Genomic DNA, 15,846 nt, shown 5'->3' with positions numbered 1-15,846 from the left:
GCGGCTCAGTGGAGTGAGTCAGGTGAGGGCGGGTTCGTGGATGATGCCGTCGTTGATCTCCAGGACCCGGTCGGCCAGCGTGATCAAGCTGGGGTCGTGGGTGGCGACCAGAGCCGTGACCCCCTCACTCCGTACGACCGCCCGCAGCAGCTCCATGATCTGCCGCCCGGTCTGCGAGTCCAGCTGCCCCGTGGGCTCGTCGGCCACCAGCAGCCGGGGCCGGTTCGCCAGGGACCTGGCGATGGCCACCCGCTGCCGCTGCCCCCCGGACAGCTCGTACGGCCGCTGGTTGGCGTGCTGCTCCAGCCCCACCAGCGCGAGCAGAAGGCGTATGCGGGCCTCCCGCTCCTCCGTCGGCGTCCGGAGCAGCCGCATCGGCACCCCCACGTTCTCCGCCGCGGACAGCACCGGGATCAGCCCGAACGACTGGAACACGAATCCCACCACGTCGCGGCGCAGGGCCAGCAGGTCGTCCTCGGACATGGCGGTGACCTCGTGCCCGGCGACGACCACCCGTCCGGCGTCCGGTTTGTCCAGGCCGCCGATCTGGTTGAGCAGGGTCGTCTTCCCGGACCCCGACCGCCCGCGGACCGCGACGAGCTCGCCCGGGAACACCGAGAACGACACCTCCCGCAGCGCCACGACCTCCTTGGGCCCGGTCCGGTAGACCTTGCGCAGCCCTTCCACCACGACCAGGGGCGAGTCAGTCATCAGAGGGCTCCTCCCGGGCGGGCCACACGCCGATGTGGTCGGATTCGAGCTCGAGGCGCACCCGCCGCTCCATCTCGAGCGCGTTCATGAAGTCGCGCGGCAGCTGCAGCCGCCCGACCCGGTCCAGCACGGCGTACTCCTCGGCGACGATCTGCCCCTCGGCGCCCTCGCGCCGCAGCGTCTCGCTGCTGGTACGCCCGTCGCGAATGCCCACCGTGCGGTCCACCTGCTCCGACACCAGCGGGTCGTGCGTCACGACGACCACGGTCACCCCCAGCTCCCTGTTGGCCTTGCGCAGTGCGTCGAACACCTGCTCCGACGTCTCGCTGTCCAGCTCGCCGGTGGGTTCGTCGGCGAGGATGAGCTGCGGGGAGTTGGCGAGCGCGACGGCGATGGCGACCCGCTGCTGCTCGCCGCCCGACATTTCGGGAATCTTGCGGTCTGCGCAGTACCCGACCCCCAGCAGCTCCAGCAGCTCCAGCGCGCGGCCCCCGCGGCGACCGGCCAGCTTCATCGGCAGCTCGACGTTCTCCCTGGCGGAAAGGTACGGCAGCAGGTTCCGCGCGGTCTGCTGCCAGATGAAGCCCACCACGGACCGCCGGTACCGCAGCCGGTCGCGGGCGTTCATCGACAGCAGGTCCATCCCCGCCACCCTGGCCACCCCGGCCGTCGGCACGTCCAGCCCGGACAGCACATTGAGCAGGGTCGACTTGCCCGACCCCGAGGCGCCCACGATGGCCACCAGCTCGCCCTTGTCGATCACCAGGTCGAGCCCCTGCAGCGCGACGACCTCCACGCCCTCGGTCTTGTAGATGCGTACGAGGTTGTCGCACACGATGTGCGCGTCGCCGCCGAACGCGGCCTTCTCCCGCGTGGCCCTGGCTTCCAGCTCGGACAGGGTCGGGTTCATGAGAGATCCCCCACTCGAAGGACGGCGCCGAGGTTGCGGCGGCGGCTGATGGCGGTGTGCGCGTACGCGCCGAGCACGGCGACGGCGGTGAGCCCGCCCGCCAGCAGCACAGGCACGAACAGGTCGAGCGAGTAGTCGCCGACCGGCAGGTCCCCGGCGTACGACGACAGGTCCACGCCGGCCCCGAGCGCGTACGGCAGGCCGAGACCCAGGCCGAGCCCGACCAGGGCGGTGATGAGGATCATGGGCAGGATCTCCAGCACGGTCAGCCGCTGCGCCTGCCGGTCCGACAGTCCGAGCGTGCGCAGGAACGACACCGCGCTGGCGCGCTCGGCGGCGCCGATGACGAGCGCCAGCACGACGGCGACGAGCGCGTACGAGCCGAGCGCCACCGTCACCACGACCAGCGTCCAGCGCACGGTGCTGGTGAGCGGGTCGTCCTGGATGGCGCTCAGCGTCCCCTCCTGCGACTCCACGGTCGCGGACGGGACCAGCCGCGCCAGCACGTCAGGGGAGACGTCGCCCTTGATCAGCAGGGTGTTCGGGGCGGGCCGGGTCAGCACGCTCAGCGGCACCACCATGAACTTGCCCGAGGTGAAGAAACTGGGCACCGACTCGACCACGCCCCGCGTGGCGAGCTTCACCCGCGACTGCCACCCGATCTCGAACGTCCCCCGTCCCCGCAGCTCCGGGGAGACCAGCGCGCCGTCGGACAGCGGGGGAACGCTGATCGGGGCGCCGTCGAGGATCCGGCGCCACTGCGCCACGTCCACGGCGAGCGCCTCGGCCCGCTCCGCGCCGTACCCGACCTGCACCCGCCCGGTCTGCGCGATCAGCACCTGCTCGACCCCGGGCGTCGCCCGCACGCGGTCGATCGAGGCGGCGGGGATCTCGAAGTTCGACGTCACCTTGATCGGCGCGCCCACCTGCTGCCAGGACGCCAGCCGCTGCGTGTCCGCGATCCCGCCGGAGATCACCGCGGCGAACACCGACACGCCCAGCGCGGGCAGCAGGATCAGCACGGGCAGCACGCCGGCGGAGCGCGCCCTGGCCGCCCTGGTCAGCCCCAGGAACGGCACGGCCGCCCGCCCGCGCGCGGCCAGCCGTACGAACAGCCGCAAGGGGTACGGATAGCAGCGCAAGGTGATCAACGCCGCCGCCAGCGTCAGACCGACGGGCGCCAGGAGCAGGAACGGATCCTGCGAGGCGCCACGGGCCCGCAGCAGGTACGCGCCGACCAGGGCGAGCACCACGACCAGCACCTCCAGCGTGACCCGCCGGGCGGAGGGCCGGCCGGCGGACACGTCGTCGCGGCGCTCGTGCAGCGGCGTTCGATGGACCAGGGCCAGCCGCGCCCCGGCGAACCCGACGGCCGCCACGACCACGACCAAGGGCCCCAGGTGCACGATGGGCAGCGCGGGCCCGGGCACCAGGAACGACAGCCCGTACCCGGCCAGCGCGGCGGGCAGCACCGCGACGCCGGTCAGCAGCGCCCCGGTCCCGGCCACCTGCCGCAGCGACCCGCCGCGCGCCCGCGCCAGGGACAGCGTGTGATCGAGCCGGTTGCCCAGCAGCAGCACGACCAGCGCGATCACGCCGAGCGCCACCGCCAGCAGCCCGCCGAGCACCAGGTACATCACGGTCTGCGCGGTGGCCACCTCGGCGAGGAAGTCGCCGAGCAGCTTGGAGAGCCCGGTGTCCAGGTGGTACGGGCTGCCCGTCGACTGGAGCGCGGCCACCCGCCCGAACTCGGCGACCGCCGCCTGGAGGTCGGGCGCGGCCAGCGCGCTCGCGCCACGGGCGTCGATCGGCAGGACCCAGTGGTAGGACAGGTTGCGCCCCTCGCCGCTGAGCGCGGTCAGCCCCTCCTCGGGGATCAGCGTCGTGACGTGCTTCTCGAGCTCGTCGCTGCCCGGCGTCTGCGCCTTGATGACCTGCAGGAGGTCGACGTTGTGGGACCAGTAGCGGTCACGGGGGTCCTTGGCCTTGAAGGCGCCGACGATCTTCAGGGCGGCGTAGTCGTTCTCGCCGACCATCTTGGTCTGGCCCACCTTGTAGCCCAGCTCGGGCAGGGCGTCCGCGACGATCCCCACCTCGAAGACCGGGATCGTCGCGCCCTCGTACCGCATGGTCGAGGGCTTGCCGGGAGCCCGTCCCTGGACCCAGTCCACGCGCCGGTCCGCGTCGGAGAGCCAGCCCAGGTTCATGTGGGTATGGCCGCGGGTCCCGGTCACGGGCGTCGAGGTGGTCTTGGCGCTCATGTGGCCCGCGCCGGTCGCCAGCGGGCGCAGCGCCGGCGGCAGGATCTTGCGCCAGCGGCGGTCGCGGGCGTCGAACTGGCCGCGTTCGTGCAGGTCCTCCTCGGACGAACGCGACTCCACGGACACCGTCAGGTCGGCCTGCACCGCGGGGGCGGCGACCAGTGAGCGGCGCAGCGCCTCGTCGAACGACGCCTGCATCGCCCTGGGCAGCCCCGCGACCAGCAGGCAGGCGCTCAGCGCCAGCACGAAGAGCACGGCCATCGTGCCCAGGTGCACGCGGGCGAGCAGGGCGATTCTCACCGTTCCTCCACGAGTTGCCCGTGTTGCCCGCGCAGGCGGCGGGCCAGCCCGGCCACGATGGCGATCAGCACCGCGGCCACCAGCGCCAGCATCGCCGCGGTGGCCGCCCACGGGATGTCGAGCACGACGCCGGGGGTGACGGCCGAGGCCTGCCCGGTCAGGACGATGTGCGGCACGACCAGCATGCCGACGACCACGGCGAGCCCGGTGCCCGCGACGAGCGACAGCCCGATGACGAACGCCTGCTCGACCGCCAGCACCCCGAACACCTGCCGGGAGCTCACCCCGAGCGCCCGCAGGATCGCGAACTCGCCCATGCGCTCCCGGGCCGCGACGGTCGCGTTCACCAGGAACCCGAGCGTCGCGAAGACCAGCGCCGCCGCGAACCCGAGCATCAGCGCCCCCTGCAACCCGCTGGCCAGGGGGTCGTCCCGGAGCTCGGCCGCCAGCCTGCGCTGGTCGAGCGCGGTCACGTCCCACTCGGGCCGCGTCTGGAGCGCCTTCACCGCGGGCGCGGTGTCACCGGCCGCGAGCCACCATTCGGTGGCGGGCCTGGGCAGCTGCGCCGCGGCCAGCTCGTACGTCTGCAGCGTCCCCCAGTCGGCGAGCACGGCCTTCTGCCCCGCGGGGGTGGTCGGCATGCTGTCCACGACCCCCACCACCTTCACCTGGAGCACCCTGCGGTCGATGCTGGCCGGCCCGACCTGGCCGACGGCCAGCTTGAGCGAGGCGGCCAGGTCGGCGGTGAGCACCACCGGCAGCGGTCCGGGCTTCGGCAGCGGCACGAGGCCGGCGGCCGCGGGCCGCGTCACCTTCATGGACACCGGCGGCGTCGCCACCTCGCGGCCGTCGGCGCTGAGGCCGGTCAGGGTCAGGTTCGCGGGGCTCTGGGGGGTGCCCGTGACCAGGCCGCGCAGCGACAGCGGGTACGTGATCTTCCCGGTACGCCCGGCCAGCGCCCGGAGGTCGACGTCGATCCGGTTCTCACCCTTGCGCAGCACGCCGAGCGACACGTCGCGCCACACGCCGAGCGCGTCGGAGAGCACCAGCCGCAGCGGCAGCTCGCCGTCCGCCTCCGCCCGCAGCGTGAGCGCCGACGGCTGCCCGGGAAGGTCCAGCTTGCCCGCCCGGTCGCCCACCAGCGCCCGCGACATCTCCCCGACCGGCTGCGCGGACAGGTCGGCACGCAGGTGGAACAGCTCGCCGAGCTTGCCCGCGTCCAGGCCGAGCAGCAGCGCGCTCTCGCCGCTCACCTCGGTCTGCCCGCGAAATCCCGGCGAGTACGCCGTGACCCCGGGCAGCGCGGTGAACGCCGTCCCGCGCCCGAGCGCCCCCAGCTCCGGCCCGTCAGGGGGACCGGACAGCCGCAGGTCGGCCCCGGCCTGGTGGCGGGCCTGGTCGGCCTGCGAGGCCCGCCAGGTGGACGCGGTGGCCATGGACACGATGCCGATCGCGATGGCCATGGTCAGCAGCAGCGCCGGGCCCGCGTACTTGAGCGGCCGCCTGCTCACCTGCCAGGCCCCCAGCGCCGGGGCGAGCGCCGGCCGCCTGGACGTCACCCGCTCGGCCAGCTTCGAGACGCGCGGCACCAGCCGCAGCCCCAGCATGCCGCCCGTGAGCAGGGCCAGGGCGGGCCCGGAGATGATCAGCGGGTCGATGCCGAGCCCGCCCGCGGCCGTCGCGGTCACGGGCGCGCCGTAGCGCTGGAGCTGCCAGATCGCCAGCCCGGCCACGACCAGCAGCGCCAGGTCGGCGCCCGCCCGCTCGATCAGCCCGCGCCCGCCGCCGCGCCCGCGCGCCGCCTGCTCCTCCACGTACGTGCGCCGCGCGCCCGCCAGCGCCGGCAGCACCAGCAGGACGGCCGCGGCCAGGGCCACGCCGAACGACACGAGGAACGTGCCCAGGTCCGCCGAGGGCGCCAGCCGTACCCCTGAGGCCCTGATCCAGGGCAGCAGGTTGACCAGCGCGAGCAGCGGCGGGCCCAGGAACGGCGCGACCACCGCGCACGGCACCGCCACCAGCAGCGCCTCGCCGCCCGCCAGCGCGGCCAGCCGCACCGTGCCCGCGCCGCGCGAGCGCAGCAGCGCCACCTCCATGCGGCGGTGGTCGGCGAGCAGGCGGGCGGTGAGCATCAGCGCATACGCGGCCAGCAACAGCAGCTGCAGCACCGGGATCAGCATCGTGGAGCGCGCCACCAGGGACGCGGTGTCGAGCTGGGTCAGGATCTCGGGCAGGCGGCTCGCGGCCACGCAGCTGCCGCAGCCGTCCGCCTTCAGCCGCTCGCCCAGCCGGTCGATCGCTCCGGCCAGCGGGCGCAGCTGGGCGGGCGTGAGCGTGCGCAGGTCGGGTACGGCGGTCCAGGTCGCGTTCACGCTCGTGGCGAAGCGGGCGACGAACGTCTCGCGCGGCACCATCAGCGGCCCGTACGTGGTGAACTCGCCGCGCTCCACGCCCCGGCTGAGCAGCTGTTCACCTGCCCACCGCTCGCCGAACGGGTCGTTGAGCTGGAACACGCCCACGACGCGGACCGTGACCGGGCGCGGGTCGAGGCGGCCCTTCGTGGTGAACTCCTGCCCCGCCTTGAGCCCCGTCGCCGAGGCCGCCGACAGCGAGATCGCGGCCTCCACCCGGTCCCCGCCGGCGCGCGGCCAGGAGCCGGATACGAGCCTGGCGTGCTGGTCGAGCCCGTCGTAACTGCCGAACCTGAGCAGCTCGGGCCGCTCCTGGGAGTCCTGGCCCGGCATGACGTAGGAGTCGGAGCGGAAGCTGGTGGTGACGGCGGGCGGCCGTGCGTAGGCCTTGGCGAACTCGGCGCGTACCGACCGGTCGAACTTCGGGAACGTCTCGGCCGTCACGGGGGCGCTGACGGTGGCGGCGGTCTGGCGGTACGAGGCCGTCTCCATCGTCCTGCGGACACCGGCGTCCGCGATGGAGGAGGCGTACATCGTCAGCGCGACCAGCGTGGTCGTGGCCAGGAGGATCGAGCCGAAGGCGGCCAGGAGGAGCAGCGGCTCGCTGAGCGCACGTTTGACGACCAACGGCCCCCGCATGTGTCCCCCTTCGCCCGTTTTAGTGCACCTTCGGGCAGGTTCGGGCAGCGGGGCAAGGCGATCTTTGGAACGGTGACGTACCCGATACAGGCATGTGATATCGAAACTGTGACAAAAAGGTGCGAAAACGAGAACGCCGCACCCCCAGAGGGAGTGCGGCGTTTCCTGTGCCAGGCGTTCTACCTGGCGGCCGGCCTACTTGGCGGCGGCCAGCGCCGCGGCCTGCTTGGCGATCGCGGACTTGCGGTTGGCGGCCTGGTTCCTGTGGATGACGCCCTTGCTGACGGCCTTGTCGAGCTGGCGGGCGGCGGCCCGCTGCAGCACGGCGGCCTGCTCGGTGTCGCCCTGCTCGGCGGCCTCGCGGAACTTGCGGACGGCCGTCTTCAGAGAGGACTTGACCGCCTTGTTGCGCAGGCGAGCCTTCTCGTTCTGCTTGTTGCGCTTGATCTGGGACTTGATGTTCGCCACGAAGAAGCCTCGGTGAAAGTCTGAGTGATGGATGGGGCGCGCGGGCTCGAGAGAGGGCGCGCCACACGCAGTTGAACAGGATACCAATAACTCAGGTCGGCTCTCAAATCAACGCGTACTTGAGCATCGGCGTTTCGGATGCTCGGCGCTCGCTCGGCGCGGAACCCACGTTAGCCGATCATCCACCGTGTGGCGTACTCGTGCCAGTCCTCCTCCGTGGCGGCGAAGTCCACGTAGAGGGCCAGGCCGAAGCGCTCGCGGCGGCCGTGCTCCGACAGCGCGAGCCGGGCGCCCTCGGCGGCCATGGCGACGCTCTCGGCGTTGTCCAGCCAGGGCACGCCGTGGTCGTGGTAGGCCGGGGCGCCGATGTAGAGGGCCTTGTCGGCGGGCACCAGGTCCAGGGCCAGTCCGGTCTGGCGGGCCACGTAGCCGCCGTAGAGGGACTGCAGGGGGGTGAAGGAGTCGTACGTCATGACGGCGACCTGGTCCACGCGGTCCACGACCTGCTTGAAGTAGCCCTGGGACCAGTACTTGTCGTGCGACAGCAGGGCCCTGGCGGTCAGGCGCAGGCCCGGGTACGGCTCGATCTGCGGGGTGGAGGTGGACAGCAGGCCGGTGTGCCGGCGGGTGCGCTCCAGCAACTCCAGGAACTCGGTGTCGCCGTCGCCGATCGGCTCGAAGTTGTAGTGGATGCCGTCGTAGCCCTGTTTCATGATGGCGGCGACGCCGGACAGGACGTTCTCGCGGGACTTGGGGTCGTCGAGGTCGAGGCCGTTCTTGACGGACTGGCCGAGCCAGGCGGAGATGCGGACCGCGGGGAGGCGCTCGCGAAACCACTTCACGAAATTTCCGGCGTTGGGGTATTTGTCTGGGCTTAAGGTGCCGTCCCAGTTGAAAGGGCCGGAGTGGACGTACACGTCCTTGATCCCCGTGGCGCGCAGCCGTACCGCCAGCTGCTCGACGTCGCGCTCCGTGCGGCGGCCGTCCACCCACGCGTGGCCCAGCCAGAGCGCGTCGTTGCCCGTGCTCTTCGCCCAGGCCGCCGGTGCACCGGTAAACTGGAGGCGGAGCGCGGCGGCGAGGAGGCCGACCAGCGCGAGCACGATGGCCAAGGCAAGCGTGAGCAGGCGCAGGCCGCGGCGGATGACGGTTCGGGCATTCACCCGGGCATGTCACCATGAAAGACTGCTCGACCTCAACCCTGTCGAAACGGACTTCGGTGCGCACTCAGCCTGGCCAGACCGACCCCGCGTTGATCCGCAACTTCTGCATCATCGCGCACATCGACCATGGCAAGTCAACCCTTGCCGACCGGATGCTGCAGATCACCGGCGTGGTCGACGACCGCTCCATGCGTGCCCAGTACCTCGACAGGATGGACATCGAGCGCGAACGGGGCATCACGATCAAGTCGCAGGCCGTGCGGCTGCCGTGGGACGGTCACGTGCTCAACATGATCGACACGCCCGGCCACGTCGACTTCACCTATGAGGTGTCCAGGTCGCTGCAGGCGTGCGAGGGCGCGATCCTGCTGGTCGACGCGGCCCAGGGCATCGAGGCGCAGACACTGGCCAACCTCTACCTGGCCATGAACGCCGACCTGCACATCATCCCCGTCCTCAACAAGATCGACCTGCCGGCGGCGCAGCCGGAGAAGTTCGCCGAGGAGCTGGCGGGGCTGATCGGCTGCGACCCGTCCGACGTGCTCCGGGTGTCCGGCAAGACCGGCGAGGGCGTGCGCGAGCTGCTCGACCACGTGGTCCGGGAGATCCCCGCCCCCGTGGGCAACGCCGACGCGGCGGCCCGGGCGCTGATCTTCGACTCCGTCTACGACACCTACCGCGGCGTCGTCACGTACGTGCGGGTCGTGGACGGCCACCTGAGCAAGCGCGAGCGCATCCTCATGATGTCCACCGCCGCCACCCACGAGACGCTCGAGATCGGCGTCATCTCGCCCGAGCCCAAGGCCTCCGAGCGGGGGCTGGGCGTCGGCGAGGTGGGCTACCTGATCACGGGCGTCAAGGACGTGCGCCAGTCGCGCGTGGGTGACACGGTCACCTCGTCGGTCAAGCCGGCCCGGGAGATGCTGGCGGGTTACGAGCACCCCAAGCCGATGGTGTTCTCGGGGCTCTATCCGATCGACGGCGACGAATACCCCGAGCTGCGCGAGGCCCTCGACAAGCTGCAGCTCAACGACGCGGCGCTGGTCTACGAGCCGGAGACGTCGGCGGCGCTCGGGTTCGGGTTCCGGGTCGGGTTCCTGGGGCTGCTGCACATGGAGATCGTGCGGGAGCGGCTGGAGCGCGAGTTCGGCCTGTCGCTGATCTCCACGGCGCCCAACGTGGTCTACCGCGTGGTCATGGAGGACGGCAAGGAGCTCACCGTCACCAACCCGTCGGAGTTCCCCACGGGCGGGAAGATCGCGCAGGTCTTCGAGCCGGTCACCAAGTCGACGATCCTGGCGCCGTCCGAGTTCATCGGGGCGATCATGGAGATCTGCCAGGGGCGGCGCGGCCAGCTCCTCGGCATGGACTACCTGTCGGAGGACCGGGTCGAGATCCGCTACACGCTGCCGCTGGGCGAGATCATCTTCGACTTCTTCGACCAGCTCAAGTCGCGCACCCGTGGCTACGCCTCGCTCGACTACGAGCCCGCCGGCGAGCAGGAGGCCGAGCTGGTCAAGGTGGACATCCTGCTGCAGGGTGAGCCGGTCGACGCGTTCAGCGCCATCGTCCACAAGGACAAGGCCTACACGTACGGCGTCGACATGGCGAAGAAGCTGCGCGAGCTGATCCCCAGGCAGCAGTTCGAGGTGCCGATCCAGGCCGCCATCGGGGCCCGGGTCATCGCCCGCGAGAACATCCGCGCCATCCGCAAGGACGTCCTGGCCAAGTGCTACGGCGGTGACATCTCCCGTAAGCGGAAGCTGCTGGAGAAGCAGAAGGAAGGCAAGAAGCGGATGAAGATGGTCGGCCGCGTGGAGGTGCCCCAGGAGGCCTTCGTCGCCGCGCTGTCCACCGAGTCGTCCACCGACAAGAAGAAGTAGGGCTTTCGGGGTAGGCGACTACCCTGAAAGCATGGAAGTGGTGCAAACCGCGCGCATGATCCTTTCTCGGGTCACGCTCGACGATCTGACCGCTGTCCATGAGCTTCACTCCGACCCCCGTACCAACGTGTACAACCCCGGGGGCCCCAGCATCGACCTGGTGTCCAGCCGCGCCATGCTGGACCTGTGGCTCGCCGACTGGGCCGAGCGCGGCATCGGCTACTGGGCCGCGCGGGAGATCGGCGGGTCGGAGGTGCTCGGGTTCGGGGGGCTGCGCCGCGCGATCGTCGGCGGGGACGAGGTGCTGAACCTTTACTACCGGTTCCGGCCGTCCGCCTGGGGTCACGGGTACGCGGGGGAGCTCGTGGAGGCGGCGCTGCGGGTCGGCAAGGGGCTCGGGACCGTCGTCGCGGTCATCCGGCCCGACAACCTGGCGTCGCTGAAGGTGGCGGAGCGGGCGGGCATGCGCAGGGACCGGACGATCCCGTACGGGGGCGTCGAGAGCGTCGTGTACGTGGCCTGAGCGCCCTACCCGCGGTTACGAACCACGTACCCCACCAGCACCAGAGCGCCCGCGGCGGCCTGAGCCGCCAGGAAGCCGCCCAGCGGGCCCGGCGGGGACAGCAGCGCGGCAACGGCGGGCAGGCACCCGAGCACGGCCAGGTCCACCCCGGTGAGCGCCCAGCGCAGCGGCCCGGTCGGGATCGCGCCGCCCGGGGTGTCGATGATCGGCATGGAGTGGTCGACCGGACCCCTCCTGGCCATCCGCAGCGCGGCCGCGGCCAGCGCGGGGGCCGTCAGTAGCCCGAACAGCCACCACGCCCCCGGCAGCCCGCCGGTTGCGCTCAGGGCGGCCAGCCCCAGGGTCGCCCACGCGCCGCTCAGCAGCATGGGCAGCACCGCGCGGGCCGCGAGCGCCTGGCGGCGGTCCACGCCGAGCAGCCTGGACAGGGCCGGATTGTCGCTGTCCCTGCGCGCCCCCGACACGCTCACCGCCGCCACGGCCAGCGAACCCGCCAGCACGGCCGCCCCGAGCGTCACCGGAGCGCCGCCCGCCTGCGCCAGCACGGCGGGCAACGCGGACATCGCGAACATGGTCCCCAGGCGCCCCGGCCTGCGGCCCACCCGGCGCCAGTCGTGCCAGGCCAGCGCGAGGGGCGCGGGCAGCGCCGGCCACCGCCGCGAGCTGAGCTTCCTGGCCCGCCAGTGGTTGTCCTCCGCTATCCAGGTGAGCGCATCGGGGTCGAGGCCGACGGCCGCGTTCGCGACGTGGCCCGCCCGGGTCGAGGCGGTGACGAGGGTACGGGTGGGGATCCGGTCGAGTGACGCCCACGCGTGGCGTACCAGCAGGGCGGAGGACGCCGCCGCGACCGCCGCGGCGACGGCCACCGCCGACAAGGGAGCGCTCGCGGCGACGGCGAGCACCGTGCGCAGCTGCCCGGTGACGGTCACGACGGCGGCCACCAGCAGCGCGACCGTCGCGGACGTCACCCAGACCTGCCACGGCTGGGACGCCTGACCGAGCACCGCCAGGGCCATGCCGCCCGCGGTCGCCGAGACGCCCAGCACCATGGCGCCGAGCAGGCGCCACACGAGCTGGTCGGGGACGCCCAGCACGGCGATCAGCCCCAGCCCGAGCAGCAGCCCGGCCGCCACCGCCACCGTGAACAGCACCCGGGCGGTCCGTCCGAGCAGGTGCCGCCGGTTCAGCGGCGAGGGCAGCAGCCAGGAGGCGTCGGCGGCGGACAGCATCACCGGTCCCGCCGCGCGGGCCGCGGCCAGGAAACCGGCCAGCGCCAGCGCGAGCAGGGCCGCTCCCGCGCTCACGCGGGCGGGATCGGCGGCTCCGGCCAGCCCTTGGAGCACGGTGGTGAGCGGGTGGCCGAGCACGGCGGCGAGCATCGCCAGCCCGAACCCGGCGACGTACCGATCGAGCAGGCCACCGCGGGCCGGGCCGCGCGAGCGGAGATACGCCCGCACCACCCTCACACTGCGCGTGTCCACCCCAGGCGCTACGTCGGCTCCGCTCATGCGTCCACCCCTGACGGTGAGATCTGGCGGGCGCGCCCGGCCAGGTCGTGATCATGCGTGGCCATCACCACGGTGCCTCCCTCGCCCGCGTACTCCTCGAGCAGATCGGCCAGCCGGGCGCGGAAACCGGCGTCCAGGCCGCGTTCCGGCTCGTCGAGCAGCAGCAACGTGCTCGGCCTGAGCAGCGCGGAGGCCAGGGAGAGGCGTTGGCGCTGCCCGGTGGACAGGTTGAGCGGCGGCGCGTCCGCCCGCTCCACCAGCGCGAACACCTCCAGCGCCCCCTCCACCTCCATACGGGCCTCGGCGTGCACGGCTCCCATGAGCTCCAGGTGCTCGCGGGCGGTGAGCCCCGGATACCAGGCGGGCTCGTCGCCGAGCATCGCCACCCGGCGCCAGAAGGCGGCGTCGTCGGCCGGCGGCTCCCCGAACACCCTGACCTCACCGGAGGTCGCGGGCTGGAGACCGGCCAGGCAGCGCAGGAGGGTCGACTTGCCGCTCCCGTTCGGGCCGACGACCGCCACGATCTCGCCCGGTGACACGGTCAGCTCCATGTCTCGCAGCACGGGGTTGCCGCCGAGTTCGACCGTGAGGTCGTGAACACTGATGATCGAGTCGTACACGGATTCGAGCCTAGCCAGCCGATCGCACAGGCGATCGCGACGATTTTCTGTCGGTGCCATCGCCTACCTTCTATTCCGAACACCAGTGCGACTGGAGGGTGACGTGATTGCTTCTGAGCGATTCGAGCGTGCCGCCGTGTTGGGGGTGGCTGTGGCTGAGGAGGCTCGACGGCTGCTGAGGCTCCACCTGGTTTCGGGAGAGGAGGGAGGCGACGGCACCGTGCTCGTTGACGTGCCCTATCCCGACGCGGTCGTGGTGGCGGCGCTGCTCGACGTGGCGGCGGAGTGTTTCGGCGAACGGGGTGACTCGGTCGAGGAGACCAGGCAGGCGGCGTTGGAGACGTTGTTACAACTGGCCGGGTTCGACGGCGAGTCCCAGCTCAGGCGCGCCTGACCGGCCGGGCTCACTGCGGGCGCGCCACCCCGTGCCGGAAGGCGTAGGAGACCGCCTGGGCGCGGTCCCGCAGGCCCGCCTTGGCGAAGAGGTTGTTGATGTGGGTCTTGACGGTGGCCTCCGAGATGTAGAGGCGGCCGGCGATCTCGGTGTTCGAGAGGCCGTCGGCGATGAGGGCCAGCACCTCGCCCTCGCGCGGGGTCAGCCCATCGGGGAGCCCGTCACGGACGATTTCAGGAGGAGGGATGGTTCCGGTTGTGGCCGGGGTCTGCCTCGTGGGCGCCGACATGGTGTCCAGGAGGCGGCGCTGGACGGTGGGGTCGAGTTGGGCGTCGCCGCGCTTCACCGTGGCGACGGCCCTGGCGATGTCGTCGGCGTCCGCGTCCTTGGTGAGGAAGCCGCGCGCGCCCGCTCGCAGCGCCGCGAAGACGGACTCGTCGTCGGAGTACGTGGTGAGCACCACGACCTGGGTGTCCGGAAACCCGGCGCGGATGCGGCCGGTGGCCTCCACGCCGTCCATGCGGGGCATGCGCAGGTCCATGAGCACCACGTCGGGCCGTCGCTCCTCGACCAGCCGCAGCGCCGCCTCGCCGTCGCCGGCCGAGCCGACCACCTCGATGTCCGGCAGCAGCCCGAGCAGCAGCACCAGGCCCTCGCGCACCACGGCCTGGTCGTCCACCACGATGACCCTGGTCATCCGGGCACCCCCGGTCATGCCGGCACCTTCAGGCGGACCTGGAAACCGCCGTCGTGTTCGCCTGCCGACAGCGTCCCGCCGAGCAGCTCGGCCCGTTCGCGCATGCCCACGAGGCCGTAGCCGCCCCCGGGCGAGCCCTTCTCGGGGGAGGCCGGGTTGGTGATGCGCAGCTCGCACCAGAGCCGGTCGAAGTCGAGCTCGACCGTGGCCGGGCTGCCGGGGGCGTGGCGGCGTACGTTCGTGAGGGCTTCCTGGGCGGTGCGCACCAGGGCGAGCTCCGTCTCGGGCGGCAGGCGGTGCTCGGGGCCGGAGACGCGGAGCGTGCAGGCCTGGTGGGCGGCGCTCTCGAAGTCGTCCGCCAGCGTGCGCAGCGCCACGGGGAGCGCGGGCGGGTCCTCGCGCAGCGCCTGCACCGCGCGCCTGGCCTCATCGAGCCCCGACTTGGCCAGGTCGCGGGCCCGGGTGACCCGGTCGAGCGCTTCGACCGTGCGCTCCGCGCGCAGCAGCAACTTGGCGCCCTCCAGGTGGACGAGCTGGGCCGAGAGGGAGTGGGCGAGGATGTCGTGGATCTCCCTGGCGATCCTGGCCCGTTCCGCGAGCACGGCCTCTCGCGCCTCAGCGGCCCTGGTGGCCTTGCGCTGTCTGGCCGCGTACGAGATCAGGAAGATCAGGCAGGTGCTGAGGATGAGGGGGAGATCCCGGGCCGGGTTGTCGACGATCACACCCGCCACGACCAGACCCCCGACGGCCAGCAGGCCGATGGGCAGCGCCTGGCGCAGGGTGAAGCGGGTGACGGCCAGGCTGACGGAGATGAGCAGAGCCCCGATCGCGGCGCCGCCGTCGGTCAGGGTGCTGAGCGCGATGGAGAGGACCACGGCCAGGGCGAGGGCGATCAGCGCGACAGGCACCCCGAAAACCTGCAAGGCCCGCAAATCCCCCAACCCCAGCCCTGACCCCGCCCCCAACCCTGGCTCGGCCCCCGCCTCTGCTCCCGCTCCCGCCAGGCCGCCACCCGGCATTCGCAGCCTGCTCGACGCAGGCGGCCCCGAGGGCGTCGTGCCGCCGGCCCCCGGTGACCTTGAGGACGTCGGGCTGTCGGATGCCGCCGGCCCGGATGGTGCCGGGCTGCCGGGTGCCGGTGACCTCGACGGCATCGGGCCGTCGGGTGCTGTTGGCCTCGATGGTGGCGAGCTGTCGGGTGCTGCTGGCCCTGACGGTGTCGGACTGCTTGGCGCTGGGGGTTCTGGCTTCGGTCGGTTGCCCAACGCGGGTGATGATGACTGCGGTTGGTCGCGTGGCGCCGGGGCTTCCGGTTGTGGTCGGTTGCCCGGTGCCAGTGCTCCTGGGTAGGTCGGGCT

13 protein-coding genes are annotated in these 15,846 nt (G+C 72.2%); 3 read left to right on the top strand and 10 right to left on the bottom strand.

Annotated elements, in window-relative coordinates; all coding sequences use genetic code 11:
- Window positions 1–18: 18 nt before the first annotated feature.
- The 6 genes from AB0L65_RS04040 to AB0L65_RS04015 all read right to left on the bottom strand — a co-directional run bounded on the left by AB0L65_RS04040 (window position 19) and on the right by AB0L65_RS04015 (window position 8,863).
- Window positions 19–711, bottom strand: a complete 693-nt coding sequence (locus AB0L65_RS04040) for an ABC transporter ATP-binding protein (protein WP_364240074.1) — start codon at window positions 709–711, stop codon at window positions 19–21.
- Complete coding sequence (locus AB0L65_RS04035) at window positions 704–1,621, bottom strand: ABC transporter ATP-binding protein (protein WP_192791084.1); 918 nt, start codon at window positions 1,619–1,621, stop codon at window positions 704–706. Before AB0L65_RS04035 ends, AB0L65_RS04040 begins: the two co-directional genes overlap by 8 nt.
- Window positions 1,618–4,182, bottom strand: a complete 2,565-nt coding sequence (locus tag AB0L65_RS04030; protein WP_364240073.1) for an FtsX-like permease family protein — start codon at window positions 4,180–4,182, stop codon at window positions 1,618–1,620. The genes AB0L65_RS04035 and AB0L65_RS04030 overlap by 4 nt, the downstream gene beginning before the upstream one ends.
- Window positions 4,179–7,232, bottom strand: a complete 3,054-nt coding sequence (locus AB0L65_RS04025) for an ABC transporter permease (protein ID WP_364240071.1) — start codon at window positions 7,230–7,232, stop codon at window positions 4,179–4,181. Before AB0L65_RS04025 ends, AB0L65_RS04030 begins: the two co-directional genes overlap by 4 nt.
- Before the next feature lie 195 nt (window positions 7,233–7,427).
- A complete protein-coding gene (rpsT, locus tag AB0L65_RS04020) occupies window positions 7,428–7,700 on the bottom strand; it encodes a 30S ribosomal protein S20 (protein ID WP_364240069.1) in 273 nt (90 codons plus the stop codon).
- A gap of 170 nt (window positions 7,701–7,870) precedes the next feature.
- Entirely contained in the window at window positions 7,871–8,863 is a 993-nt protein-coding gene (locus AB0L65_RS04015; protein ID WP_364240067.1) for a hypothetical protein, read from the bottom strand.
- Window positions 8,864–8,919: 56 nt separating this feature from the next.
- On the opposite strand from AB0L65_RS04015, the gene lepA reads away from it, so the two are divergent.
- Together lepA and AB0L65_RS04005 are read left to right on the top strand one after the other, a co-directional pair.
- Complete coding sequence (gene lepA / locus AB0L65_RS04010) at window positions 8,920–10,746, top strand: translation elongation factor 4 (RefSeq protein ID WP_364240065.1); 1,827 nt, start codon at window positions 8,920–8,922, stop codon at window positions 10,744–10,746.
- Window positions 10,747–10,777: 31 nt separating this feature from the next.
- Complete coding sequence (locus tag AB0L65_RS04005; RefSeq protein WP_364240063.1) at window positions 10,778–11,269, top strand: GNAT family N-acetyltransferase; 492 nt, start codon at window positions 10,778–10,780, stop codon at window positions 11,267–11,269.
- Between the two features lie 5 nt (window positions 11,270–11,274).
- Here AB0L65_RS04005 and AB0L65_RS04000 read toward each other — a convergent pair whose 3' ends face one another.
- Window positions 11,275–12,726 (bottom strand): DUF6297 family protein, encoded by a 1,452-nt coding sequence (locus AB0L65_RS04000; RefSeq protein ID WP_364240061.1) that lies wholly within the window; start codon window positions 12,724–12,726, stop codon window positions 11,275–11,277.
- Window positions 12,727–12,773: 47 nt separating this feature from the next.
- Window positions 12,774–13,397, bottom strand: a complete 624-nt coding sequence (ccmA, locus tag AB0L65_RS03995) for a heme ABC exporter ATP-binding protein CcmA (RefSeq protein WP_364240059.1) — start codon at window positions 13,395–13,397, stop codon at window positions 12,774–12,776.
- Window positions 13,398–13,617: 220 nt separating this feature from the next.
- Here ccmA and AB0L65_RS03990 point away from each other — a divergent pair, with 220 nt between their 5' ends.
- On the top strand, window positions 13,618–13,791 hold the full coding sequence (locus AB0L65_RS03990; protein ID WP_364240057.1) for a hypothetical protein: 174 nt from the start codon (window positions 13,618–13,620) through the stop codon (window positions 13,789–13,791).
- 10 nt (window positions 13,792–13,801) lie between these two features.
- Here AB0L65_RS03990 and AB0L65_RS03985 read toward each other — a convergent pair whose 3' ends face one another.
- Complete coding sequence (locus AB0L65_RS03985; RefSeq protein WP_364240055.1) at window positions 13,802–14,506, bottom strand: response regulator transcription factor; 705 nt, start codon at window positions 14,504–14,506, stop codon at window positions 13,802–13,804.
- Entirely contained in the window at window positions 14,503–15,396 is an 894-nt protein-coding gene (locus AB0L65_RS03980; RefSeq protein ID WP_364240053.1) for a histidine kinase, read from the bottom strand. Before AB0L65_RS03980 ends, AB0L65_RS03985 begins: the two co-directional genes overlap by 4 nt.
- Window positions 15,397–15,846 lie beyond the last annotated feature (450 nt).

This window comes from Nonomuraea sp. NPDC052116, assembly GCF_040680035.1.
GTDB lineage: Bacteria > Actinomycetota > Actinomycetes > Streptosporangiales > Streptosporangiaceae > Nonomuraea > Nonomuraea angiospora_A.
Note: the sequence above shows the minus strand (reverse complement) of the source record. Positions and strands in the feature narration are given on the sequence as shown.

Excerpts from the sequence above, each read along its gene's own strand:
- AB0L65_RS04040 (WP_364240074.1), bottom strand. The coding sequence starts at position 711 with ATGACTGACTCGCCCCTGGTCGTGGTGGAAGGGCTGCGCAAGGTCTAC.
- AB0L65_RS04035 (WP_192791084.1), bottom strand. The coding sequence starts at position 1,621 with ATGAACCCGACCCTGTCCGAGCTGGAAGCCAGGGCCACGCGGGAGAAG.
- AB0L65_RS04025 (WP_364240071.1), bottom strand. The coding sequence starts at position 7,232 with ATGCGGGGGCCGTTGGTCGTCAAACGTGCGCTCAGCGAGCCGCTGCTC.
- AB0L65_RS04005 (WP_364240063.1), top strand. The coding sequence starts at position 10,778 with ATGGAAGTGGTGCAAACCGCGCGCATGATCCTTTCTCGGGTCACGCTC.
- AB0L65_RS03985 (WP_364240055.1), bottom strand. The coding sequence starts at position 14,506 with ATGACCGGGGGTGCCCGGATGACCAGGGTCATCGTGGTGGACGACCAG.